Here is an 11634-nt window from a genome sequence, read left to right as displayed (position 1 = left end):
AGGGGGCGATAATCGAACGGAATGTTCCAGTTGGTTAATTGCTGACACATTTTGCAGCAGCCATGAAAAAGGCCCACCGCCAGGGTGGGCCTTGTGCTGTACCGAGCCAGGTCAGCCTTTGGGCGTATCCACCGCGGCTTGCTGGTTGGCTTGGCCAGTGCGCTCGTACCAGCCGCCACCAAGCGCCTTGTACAGGTTGACCTCGCTGGTCAGCTGCGACAGGCGATCGCCGATCAGCGCCTGCTGGGCACTGAACAGGTTGCGCTGGGCGTCGAGGAAGGTCAGGTTGCTGTCGATACCGATACGGTAGCGGCGCTCGGCCAGGCGATAGTAGTCCTGGTTGGCTTGCACCAGGTCGCGTTGCGCCTGCAATTGCTCTTCGAAGGTCTTGCGCGCTGCCAGGCCATCGGAGACTTCCTGGAAGGCCGTCTGGATGGTCTTTTCGTACTTGGCGACGTTGATGTCCTTCTGGATTTTCGAGTAGTCCAGGCTGGCCTTCAGGCTGCCGGCGTTGAAGATCGGCAGGTTGATCTGCGGCTGGAACAGCCAGGTGCCCTGGCCGCCCGAGAACAGGTGGCCCATGTCGGGGCTCAGGCTGCCGGCGTTGGCCGTCAGGCTGATGCTTGGGAAGAACGCTGCGCGGGCGGCGCCGATATTGGCATTGGCGGCCTTGAGCAGGTGTTCGGCTTCCTGGATGTCCGGGCGGCGCTGGAGGATGTCGGACGGCAAGCCGGCCGGTACTTCCGCCAGTTGATCGGCGTCGAGCTCCAGCGGCTTGGGCAGGTTGGCAGGAATGCCGGTGCCCAGCAGCACGGTCAGGCTGTTGACGTCCTGGGCGACCAGGCGCTGGTACTGCGAATACTTGACCCGGGCCCCTTCCACGGCGGTGCGCGCCTGGCTCAAGTCCAGTGCCGAGGCCACGCCCACTTCATTGCTGCGGCGGGTGAGGTTGTAGCTTTCCTCGTAGGTCTTCAGCGTTTCTTCGGTCAGCTTGAACAGCGCCTGGTCGGCCTGCCAGGTGTAGTAGGCGTTGGCCACGCTGGCCACCAGGGCAATTTGCGTGGACCGCCGTGCCTGTTCGCTGGACAGGTAGGTTTCCAGGGCTTGCTCGGTCAGGCTGCGTACCCGGCCGAACAGGTCCAGTTCATAGGCGCTGACACCCAGCGTGGCCGAGTATTGGCTGGTGATGCTGGACTTACCGGTTTGCGACATGTTCGCCGGTACCCGCTGGCGGCTACCGCTGGCGTTGGCGGAAACCGCCGGGAACAGGTCGGCCCGCTGAATGCGATACTGCGCGCGGTACGCGTCGAGGTTCAGTGCGGCAACACGCAGGTCGCGGTTGTTGACCAGCGAAGTCTGGATCAGCTGCTGCAGTGCCGGGTCACGGAAGAACTGGCGCCAGCCCTGTTCGGCAGCGGCGACGTCTGCCGACTGCGTGGGGGAATATGCAGGGCCTTGCGGCCACTGCGCAGCCACCGGCGATTCCGGGGTCTGGTAGTCAGGGATCAGCGAGCAGCCGCCCAGAATGAAAGCGGTTACCGCCAGGGACAACAAAGACTTGGTCATTGCCCAGCCTCATAACGTGGAGTTTCAGGGGTGGCGTCTTTTTCCGGCTTTTTGCTGCCGAACAGCGACGACACTGCGACGAAGAATAGCGGTACCCAGAAGATTGCCAGCACGGTCGCGCTGATCATGCCGCCGATCACGCCGGTGCCGATGGCGTGCTGGCTGCCGGCGCCCGCGCCGCTGGCGATGGTCAACGGTACCACGCCAAGGATGAATGCCAGCGAGGTCATGATGATCGGGCGCAGACGCATGCGGCAGGCTTCGATCGCGGCGTCGTACAGGCTGCGACCTTCCTCGTGCAGTTCCTTGGCGAACTCGACGATCAGAATGGCGTTTTTCGCCGCCAGGCCGATGGTCGTCAACAGGCCGACCAGGAAGTACACGTCGTTGGACAGGCCGCGCAGGCTGGTGGCGATCAGTGCACCGATGATACCCAGCGGTACCACCAGCACCACGGCGATCGGAATCGACCAGCTTTCATACAGCGCTGCCAGGCACAGGAACACGAACAGTACCGAGAGGGCGAACAGTGCCGGCATCTGCGAGCCGGAGAGTTTTTCCTCGTAGGACATGCCGGTCCAGGAGAAGCCCACACCGCTAGGCAGTTCGCCGGCAATGCGCTCGACCTCGGCCATGGCTTCACCGGTGCTGTAGCCAGGCGCCGGGGCACCGAGAATCTCCATGGCCTCCACACCGTTGTAACGCGACAGCTTGGGCGAACCGTAGCTCCACTCACCCTTGGCGAAGGAGGAGAACGGCACCATCTCGCCAGCGCCATTGCGCACGTACCACTTCTGCAGGTCTTCAGGGCTCATCCGCGCGTTGGCTTCGCCCTGGATGTACACCTTCTTGACCCGGCCACGGTCGATGAAGTCGTTGACGTAGCTGGCACCCAAGGCGATGGACAGGGTGTTGTTGATGTCGGCAATGGTCACGCCCAGGGCGCTGGCACGCTCGTCATCGATGGTCAGCTGGTACTGCGGCTCGTCGTTCAGGCCGTTCGGGCGTACGCCACTGAGCACTTTGCTCTGCGACGCCTTGGCCAGGAACTCGTTGCGCGCTTCCATCAGTTTGGCATGGCCGACACCACCGCGGTCCTGCAGGAACACGTCGAAACCGGTGGCGTTACCCAGTTCCAGCACCGCCGGTGGGGCAAACGCGAACACCATGGCATCGCGGAAGGTGAAGAAGTGCTGCTGGGCGCGTTGCGCCAAGGCGAACACGCTGTTTTCCTGGGACCGTTCACCCCATGGCTTGAGCATGATGAATGCCATGCCCGAGCTTTGGCCACGGCCGGCGAAGTTGAAGCCGTTGACGGTGAATACCGACGACACGGTGTCGGCTTCATCCTTGAGCAGGTATTCGCGCATCTGGTCGACCACCACCTGGGTGCGCTCGGCACTGGAGCCGGCCGGGGTCTGCACCTGGGCGAACAGCACGCCCTGGTCTTCCTCGGGCAAGAACGCGGTAGGGATGCGGGCGAACAGCCAGATCATGCCAACCACGATCAGTGCATAGGCCAGCAGGAACGGCACCTTGTTGCGCAGGATGGCACCCACGCTGCGCTCGTAGCCGTTGACGCTGCGGTCGAAGTTGCGGTTGAACCAGCCGAAGAAGCCACCTTTGGCGGTGTGGTGCTCGCCCTTTTTCAGCGGCTTGAGCATGGTCGCGCACAGGGCAGGGGTGAAGATCAGCGCCACCAGCACCGACAGCCCCATGGCCGAAACGATGGTGATGGAGAACTGCCGGTAGATTACGCCGGTGGAGCCACTGAAGAACGCCATGGGCAGCAGAACCGCCGACAGCACCAGGGCGATACCCACCAGGGCGCCCTGGATCTGCTCCATGGAGCGCTTGGTCGCCTCCTTGGGCGGCAGGCCTTCTTCGGACATGACCCGCTCGACGTTCTCCACCACGACGATGGCGTCGTCCACCAGCAAACCGATGGCCAGCACCATGGCGAACATGGTCAGGGTGTTGATGCTGAAACCTGCAGCGGCAAGGATGCCGAAGGTACCCAGCAACACCACCGGCACCGTCATGGTGGTGATGATGGTGGCGCGGAAGTTCTGCAGGAACAGGTACATCACCAGGAACACCAGCACCACCGCTTCGATCAGCGTATGGATTACGCCACTGATCGACTCGGTGACCACCGGCGTGGTGTCATACGGGAATACCGCTTTCACCCCAGGTGGGAAGAAGGGTTCCAGGTCGCTGATGGTCTGGCGCAGCGCCTTGGCCGTGTCCAGGGCGTTGGCCCCGGTGGCCAGCTTCACGGCCAGACCGGAGGCCGGCTTGCCGTTGAACTGGGCGCTGATGGCATAGTTTTCACCGCCCAGGCCAACCTCGGCGACATCCCCCAGGCGCACCTGGGAACCGTCGTTGTTGACCTTGAGCAGGATCTTCTCGAACTGCTCGGCGGTCTGCAGGCGGGTCTTGCCGATGATGGTCGCGTTCAGCTGGGTACCCGGCATGGCCGGCAGGCCGCCAAGCTGGCCGGAGGACACCTGCACGTTCTGCGCAGCCACGGCGTTCTTGACGTCGACCGGGGTCAGCTGAAACTTGTTCAGCTTGGCCGGGTCGAGCCAGATGCGCATGGCGTACTGTGCACCGAACACCTGGAAGTCGCCCACACCGGCAGTACGCGAGATCGGGTCCTGCATGTTGGAGACGATGTAGTTGGCCAGGTCGTCCTTGGTCATGCTGCCGTCTTCGGACACCAGGCCGATCACCATCAGGAAGTTCTTCACTGCCTTGGTAACACGGATACCTTGCTGCTGCACTTCCTGCGGCAGCAGCGGGGTGGCCAGGTTGAGCTTGTTCTGCACCTGCACCTGCGCGGTGTCGGGGTTGGTGCCTTGCTCGAAGGTGGCGGTAATGGTCATGCTGCCGTCGGAGTTGCTTTCCGACGACACATAACGCAGGTTGTCGATACCGTTGAGCTGCTGCTCGATCACCTGGACCACGGTGTCTTGCACGGTCTGCGCCGAAGCGCCCGGGTAGGTCACGGCGATGGCGATGGCCGGCGGCGCGATGCTGGGGTACTGGTTGATCGGCAGCTTCAGGATCGACAAGGCCCCGACCAGCATGATCACCAAGGCGATCACCCAGGCGAAGATCGGGCGATCGATAAAGAACTTCGACATGGTTTACTCCGCTTTGGCGTCTGCTTTCGCCGCGTTGGCCTGATCAGGGCTGCCCGGCTTCTTGACGTTGGTGGCTTCGCTGACCTTGACCTCGACGCCAGGGCGCACGTACTGCAGGCCTTCGGTGATCAGGCGGTCACCCGGGTTGAGGCCTTCTTCGATCAGCCAGTCGCTGCCCAGGGTTCGGTTGGCCTTGAGCTGACGCAGTTCGACCTTGTTGTCCTTGTTCACCACCAGCGCGGTTGGCGCACCTTTCAGGTCGCGGGTAACGCCCTGTTGCGGGGCCAGAATGGCGTTGGCGTTGACCCCGGCCTTCAACCGCGCATGCACGAACATACCGGGCAGCAGGGTGTGGTCAGGGTTGGGGAACAGCGCACGCAGGGTCACCGAACCGGTGGTCTCGTCGACTGCGACTTCCGAGAACTCCAGGCGGCCTTCCTGCTTGAACAGGCTGCCGTCTTCGAGCACCAGCTGTACCGAGGCGGCGTTGTCGCCAGCCTTCTGCAACTGGCCGCTTTCCAGGTCGCGGCGCAGCTTGAGCAGCTCGGCAGTGGACTGGGTAACGTCGACGTAGATCGGGTCGAGTTGCTGGATGGTGGCCATGGCGTTGGTCTGGCCGTTGTTCACCAGCGCACCTTCAGTGACCGCTGAGCGGCCGATACGCCCGCTGATAGGGGCCAGCACCTTGGTGTAGCGCAGGTCGATCTGTGCGCTTTTCAGCGATGCTTCTGCTTGCAACCGTTTGGCATTGGCGTCGTCGTATTCCTGCTTCGACACGGCCTGCTCGTCGATCAGTTGCTTGTAACGCTCGGCCAGCGAGCGGGTAGCTTGCAGGTTGGCCTGGGCGTTACCCAGCGCTGCCTCGTACACGGCAGGGTCGATCTGGTAGAGCTGCTGGCCTTCCTTGACGTCGCTGCCTTCCTTGAACAGGCGCTTGAGAATGATGCCATTGACCTGCGGGCGCACTTCGGCAATGCGGTAGGCACTGGTGCGCCCCGGCAATTCCGAGGTCAGGGTGAAAGGTTGTGGCTGGATGGTTACGACGCCGACCTGAGGAGCCTGCGCCGCTGGCGCTGCTTCTTCTTTCTTACAGCCACTGAGCAGTGTTGCCAGGGCGACGGCGGAAACCAGAGCGGTAACGGCTGGCTTGAATTGCATGAGGATCCTCGGGTCGCAGGAGCAGGTAGACGCTCAAGAATAATGGAAGAGTCGAGATCTGGAGTAATTTGCTATCCGGTAGATAAATAGCTTGCTAAGGAATATACTTACATTCATGGTTGTTTGTAAATACCGCTTGGTTGTACCCAGGTACCGCCACAGCCCGTGATTAGCCCCGCCGCGAGGCGCCCTGCAGAGGTGCCCGCGAAATGTTCCCCCGTGCGCAGCGCGCGTTCGGGCCCGATGAGGTTGTACTGCCATGGTCCGTCGAACCAAAGAGGAAGCCCAGGAAACCCGCGCCCAGATCATCGAGGCAGCGGAGAAGGCCTTCTACAAGCGCGGGGTTGCGCGAACCACGCTGGCCGATATTGCCGAGTTGGCGGGGGTGACCCGCGGGGCGATCTACTGGCACTTCAACAACAAGGCCGAACTGGTGCAGGCGTTGCTCGACAGCCTGCATGAAACCCATGACCATTTGGCGCGCGCGAGCGAAAGCGAGGACGAGGTCGACCCGCTGGGCTGCATGCGCAAGCTGCTGTTGCAGGTGTTCAACGAGCTGGTGCTCGATGCCCGAACCCGGCGTATCAATGAGATCCTGCATCACAAGTGCGAGTTCACCGATGACATGTGTGAGATTCGCCAGCAGCGCCAGGCCGCAGTGCTGGATTGCCACAGGGGCATTACCCTGGCCCTGGCCAATGCCGTGCGCCGGGGCCAGTTGCCGGGCGAGCTGGATGTCGAGCGCGCGGCGGTGGCCCTGTTTGCCTATGTCGATGGCCTGATCGGGCGCTGGCTGTTGTTGCCGGACAGCATTGACCTGTTGGCGGATGTCGACAAATGGGTCGACACCGGGCTGGATATGCTGCGCTTGAGCCCGGCGCTGTGCAAATGACTCTTTGTTAAGGATTGTGAGGGAGTGTTTCCGCTTTGTGTTAAGGGACGATTAATGCGTTGCGTTCCCTCAGCCAGGCACCGTGCCTGCACCATGGCCAGGTGCTCAACGGCCGCGCAGTTGCCGGTCCGGTAACGCCACCGCCGCGATCAGCCCTAGCACCGCGAGCACCGCGCTGCCCAGCAACAGCTGGCGGAATGTCTGCAGCAACCGCCCTTGGGTGGCCACGTCCACCTCGCCTGCCTTCAAGCTCCCCAGCAACGGGTTACCGAGCAATTCGAAACCGCCCTGGTGCAGCAGTGCCAGCAACAGGCTGGACATGCATGCCACGCCCATGGCCCCGCCCAGCGAGCGGAACAGGTTGGTGGTGCTGGTGGCGACGCCGATGTCCTGGCTGGCCACCGCGCTTTGCGTGGCTACCAGCGAGGTCGGGAACTGCAGGCCACAGGCTATCCCGGTCAACAGCATGAACAGTGCGCTGGGCAACGCCGACTGCGGCGAGGTGAAGGCCATGCCGACGATGGCCAGCGGCATCAATATTGCGCCGGCAAGGATCTGCGGTTTGTAGCGCCCGGTGAGGCTGGTCATGCGCCCACCGGTGAACGCCCCCATGGGCAGCCCCATCACCAGCGGGAGTAGATGCAGGGCGGCGCTGTCGGCCCCTGCACCGGTGATGCCTTGGTAGCGCAAGGGCATGAGCATGGTCAGGGAAATGGACTGGAAGCTGGCGAAGAAGATCACCCCCCAACACAGCACGGCTACCCGATTGCCGAACAGACCAAGTGGCAGCAACGGTTCCGCGCAGCGGCTTTCGTGGGCAATGAACAAGCCCAGGCCAAGCACGGCGCAGGCGAACAATGCCAGCACGGCCGGGTCGCCCCAGCCATGGCCCTGGCCGACCAGGGTAATGCCCAGCAGCAGGCTGCCCAGGCCGAGAATCAACAGTACAGCGCCAAGGTAGTCGACCTGCGCCTGGCGGCGTTGTACCGGCATGCCCGCCAAGGCTCGCTGAATCGACCACAAGGCCAGCAGCCCCAGCGGCAGGTTGATCCAGAACACGCCGCGCCATGACAGGTATTCGGTCAACCAACCGCCCAGCACGGGCCCGGCGACACTGGCCACGGCATACATGCTGCTGAAGTAGCCCTGATAACGGCCACGCTCGCGGGGCGGCACGAAGTCACCGATGATCGCCTGGCTGACCGAAACCATGCCACCTGCGCCGATACCTTGCAGTACCCGGGCCAGCACCAGTTGCTGCATGTCCTGGGCCAGCGCGCAGGCGATCGAGGCCAGGGTGAACAGGCTGATGCCGGTCAGGATCATGCGCCGTCGGCCATACAGGTCGCCCAGTTTGCCGTAGATGGGCACGGCGATGGTCATGGCGACCATGTAGCCGGAAATGACCCAGGCCAGCAGGCCGACGTCGTTGAACTGGGCCGAGATGGCTGGCAGCGAGACGGCGACAATGGTCTGGTCCAGGGCGCCGAGAAAGATCGCCAGCATCAGGGCGGTGAGCACGTTGCGCAGGGTGGTGGGGGGCAGGGCGGCGGTCACGGGGGTACCTTGGTTATCGGTTTTGGCATCTTCGCGGGCATGCCGGCTCCCACCGGTAAAGCTCAGGCTCGAGCATGAGCCGTATCTGTGGGAGCGGGCGTGCCCGCGAACAGGCCCTCGAATTGTAACCCGAGTTAGGTAGCTTCCTATGTACTAACTGCATCCCCTATGCCGAATCGGCATTGGCGTATTCATCCAGTGCAGCATGGCCGCGTGATATCGTTGGTATGCCACAGGGGCCGAATGCCGCGGGTTGCACCAGCTTGGTGCAACATTATGCCGCAGGTTTCACGGGCCTCTGTCTCCCACACCTTTTATTCCTCTGCCTGCATGCCGAGCATGACCGCCCACATGGCGACGGTTGGAACAGGTCAGGTAGACCCGATTGCAGGGGTCGGTAGTTACCGTTCAAAATTTGCACATAATTGCGGAGTGATCATGCCCAAGGCTTCCCATCAAGATCTGCGTTTTGCCTTCCGCGAGCTGCTCGCTTCAGGTTCCTGTTACCACACCGCCTCGGTGTTCGATCCGATGTCGGCACGCATTGCGGCTGACCTGGGGTTCGAGGTCGGTATCCTCGGCGGCTCGGTCGCCTCGTTGCAGGTGCTGGCTGCGCCGGACTTTGCGCTGATCACCCTCAGTGAGTTCGTCGAGCAGGCCACCCGGATTGGCCGCGTGGCGCAGTTGCCGGTGCTGGCCGACGCCGACCATGGCTATGGCAACGCACTGAACGTGATGCGCACGGTGATCGAGCTGGAGCGCGCCGGCGTGGCTGCCCTGACCATCGAGGACACCCTGCTGCCAGCCCAGTTCGGGCGCAAGTCCACCGACCTGATCCCGGTTGATGAGGGCGTTGGCAAGATCCGGGCGGCATTGGAGGCCCGGGTCGATTCGTCGTTGTCGATCATCGCCCGTACCAATGCTGGCGTGCTCACCACCGAAGAAATCATCGTGCGTACCCAGAGCTACCAGAAGGCCGGTGCCGATGGCATCTGCATGGTGGGCGTAAAGGACTTCGAGCAGCTCGAAAAGATCGCCGAGCACCTGACCGTGCCGCTGATGCTGGTCACCTATGGCAACCCGAACCTGCATGACGACGAGCGCCTGGCACGCCTGGGCGTGCGCATAGCCGTCGATGGCCACGCGGCGTACTTTGCTGCAATCAAAGCCACCTACGACTGCTTGCGGCTGCAGCGCGGCAAGCAGAACAAGTCGGACAACCTCAGCGCCACCGAACTCTCGCACACCTACACCCAGCCCGAGGACTACATCCGCTGGGCCAAGGAGTACATGAGCGTCGAGGAGTGACCGGCAGGGCGCCGTCAACTCAACGGACGGCGCTCAAGGTACAGCGACAGGTGGGACCAAGGCGCATAGCCATGCCGGCTGGCCGGCGATGAGGCCATCATGCCCATGACAGATCGCGGTCCCACTCTGGGTCGTCCTTGAACCGCTCCACCAGAAAATCCAGCATGCTGCGCAAGGTGGCCGGCATGTGCTTGCGCGAGGTGTACACCGCATTCAGGTTCAGCTCGCGCGGCCTGGCGTGTGCCAGCAGCCGCACCAGTTCACCTTTGCGCAGGGCGTCGGCGGCCTGGTAGGTCGGCAACATGGCGATGCCGGCCCCAGCCAGTGCCGCCTTCTGCAAGGTCATTGCCTCATTGGCGCTGATGTTGCCGGCCACCGGCACGCTCACCTGCTGGCCGGCCACGTCGAAGTGCCACAGGCTATGGCCGAAGTAGGCATGGGTCAGGCAGTTGTGCCGGCTCAGTTCCTCGACCTGTTGCGGGGTGCCATGCTCGTGCAGATAGGCGGGTGCCGCACAGACCACCGACCGGCACACGCTCAGCCGCCTGGCAATCAGGTTGGGGTCCAGGTCGTTGCTGGTGCGGATGGCCAGGTCGATGCGCTCGTCCACCAGGTTGACGGTGCGGTCGAGCATCTGCAGTTCAACCTTCACACCGGGGTAACGCTGCACATAAGCCGCGATGGCATCCACCAGTTGGGCCTGGCCGAACGAGGTGCTGACGCTGATACGCAATGCCCCCTTGGGGGCATCGTCCGGTTGTTGTACTGCGGCCTGCAGTTCACCTGCCAGGTCCAGCAAGTGCCGGCAACGGGGCAGGGTTTCCTGGCCAGCGGCCGTCAGGCTGAGCTTGCGTGTGGTGCGTTGCATCAGGCGTGCACCCACCCAGTCTTCCAGCTCGGCCAGGTAACGCGATACGACCGGACGCGACAGTTGCAGGTGATCCGCCGCCGCTGACTGGCTGCCCAGGTCGACAACGGTGACAAAGACGCGCATGGCGTTCAGACGGTCCATGACTTGCTCGCTTTCAGAAACAAACTATGTCCAAGCATCGCATTTTTTGTTACGGATCGGGCAACTAAGCTGTGGGTCATCGATCTAGCGGAAGGCTTACCCAATGTCCCTGTTCACCCCTCTGCGTGGCCTGCTGCTGGCCTGCGTCACCCTCGCCGGGCCGGCCATGGCCGCAGAGCCTTTGCACCTGGAAGTCTACAACCCCGGCCACGACGCTATTTTCCCGGTGAGTTCGGTAATCGTCAGTGGCGAGCACGATGCGGTGCTGGTCGATGCCCAGTTCGGCAAGGCCCAGGCCGAGCAACTGGTGCAACGCCTGCGGGCGGGTGGCAAGCACCTGACCAGCATCTACATCAGCCACGGTGACCCGGATTACTACTTTGGCCTGGATACCGTGACCCAGGCGTTCCCCGACGCCAAGGTGCTGGCTTCGGCTGCCACCGTTGCGCACATCCGCCAGACCATGGAGGCCAAGCTGGCCTACTGGGGGCCGCAGATGGGGGCCGACAAACCGGCGCGGCTGGTGCTGCCTCAGGTGCTCGAAGGCGACCGCCTGACCCTGGAGGGGCAAGCCCTGGAAGTGGTCGGCCTGGACGGCCCTCAGCCTGACCGCAGTTTCGTCTGGATCCCTTCGATCAAGGCCGTGGTCGGCGGTGTCGTGGTAGCCGAGCACATTCATGTGTGGATGGCGGATACGCAAACGCCCAAGTCCCATGCCGACTGGCTGAGCACCCTGGCGCGCATCGAAGCGCTGGCGCCGCGCACGGTCGTCCCGGGCCACTACCTGGGCGATAGCAGCCGTTCGTTGGAGGCCGTGCGTTTCACGGCCAACTACATTCGCGATTTCGACAGCGAGGCCGCCAAGGCGAAAGATGCCGGCGCGCTGATCAAGGCGATGAAGCAGCGTTACCCGGGCCTGGCCGATGAAAGCTCGCTGGAGCTGGGGGCCAAGGTCGCCAAGGGCGAAATGAAGTGGTAATTCCGTTCAATTG

At 63.0% G+C, this 11634-nt stretch carries 8 protein-coding genes; 3 read left to right on the top strand and 5 right to left on the bottom strand.

Going from position 1 to position 11634, the window contains the following annotated elements; genetic code table 11:
* Positions 1 to 111: 111 nt before the first annotated feature.
* Genes AACG97_RS22570 through ttgA form a run of 3 tightly spaced genes read right to left on the bottom strand, consistent with a single transcriptional unit; the run spans position 112 to position 5873 of the window.
* The gene (locus tag AACG97_RS22570; RefSeq protein WP_047149619.1) at positions 112 to 1566 is read right to left on the bottom strand and encodes an AdeC/AdeK/OprM family multidrug efflux complex outer membrane factor; all 1455 of its coding nucleotides are present in this window, start codon (positions 1564 to 1566) and stop codon (positions 112 to 114) included.
* Positions 1563 to 4715: a multidrug efflux RND transporter permease subunit TtgB gene (gene ttgB, locus AACG97_RS22565; RefSeq protein WP_009685611.1), complete on the bottom strand. Its 3153-nt coding sequence runs from the start codon at positions 4713 to 4715 to the stop codon at positions 1563 to 1565. Before ttgB ends, AACG97_RS22570 begins: the two co-directional genes overlap by 4 nt.
* A gap of 3 nt (positions 4716 to 4718) precedes the next feature.
* Positions 4719 to 5873, bottom strand: a complete 1155-nt coding sequence (gene ttgA / locus AACG97_RS22560; RefSeq protein ID WP_009685610.1) for a toluene efflux RND transporter periplasmic adaptor subunit TtgA — start codon at positions 5871 to 5873, stop codon at positions 4719 to 4721.
* 259 nt (positions 5874 to 6132) lie between these two features.
* Here ttgA and ttgR point away from each other — a divergent pair, with 259 nt between their 5' ends.
* Complete coding sequence (ttgR, locus tag AACG97_RS22555; RefSeq protein WP_009685609.1) at positions 6133 to 6765, top strand: efflux transport transcriptional regulator TtgR; 633 nt, start codon at positions 6133 to 6135, stop codon at positions 6763 to 6765.
* A 105-nt stretch (positions 6766 to 6870) separates the two neighbouring features.
* On the opposite strand, the gene AACG97_RS22550 is transcribed toward ttgR, so the two are convergent.
* Positions 6871 to 8322 (bottom strand): MDR family MFS transporter, encoded by a 1452-nt coding sequence (locus tag AACG97_RS22550; protein WP_009685608.1) that lies wholly within the window; start codon positions 8320 to 8322, stop codon positions 6871 to 6873.
* A 438-nt stretch (positions 8323 to 8760) separates the two neighbouring features.
* On the opposite strand from AACG97_RS22550, the gene AACG97_RS22545 reads away from it, so the two are divergent.
* Positions 8761 to 9630 carry an isocitrate lyase/PEP mutase family protein gene (locus AACG97_RS22545; protein ID WP_009685607.1) on the top strand — a complete coding sequence of 290 codons (870 nt, stop codon included), beginning with the start codon at positions 8761 to 8763 and terminating at the stop codon, positions 9628 to 9630.
* Between the two features lie 97 nt (positions 9631 to 9727).
* Here the strand turns inward: AACG97_RS22545 and AACG97_RS22540 are convergent, their stop codons facing one another.
* Complete coding sequence (locus AACG97_RS22540; protein ID WP_009685606.1) at positions 9728 to 10642, bottom strand: LysR family transcriptional regulator; 915 nt, start codon at positions 10640 to 10642, stop codon at positions 9728 to 9730.
* Positions 10643 to 10745: 103 nt separating this feature from the next.
* Between AACG97_RS22540 and AACG97_RS22535 the strand changes: the two genes are divergently transcribed.
* Positions 10746 to 11621, top strand: coding sequence for an MBL fold metallo-hydrolase (locus tag AACG97_RS22535; protein WP_009685605.1), 876 nt, complete (start codon positions 10746 to 10748; stop codon positions 11619 to 11621).
* Positions 11622 to 11634: the final 13 nt, after the last annotated feature.

It is taken from the genome of Pseudomonas sp. Nvir (assembly GCF_963778085.1).
GTDB lineage: Bacteria > Pseudomonadota > Gammaproteobacteria > Pseudomonadales > Pseudomonadaceae > Aquipseudomonas > Aquipseudomonas juntendi.
This window is presented reverse-complemented; position numbering and strand designations above follow the sequence as displayed.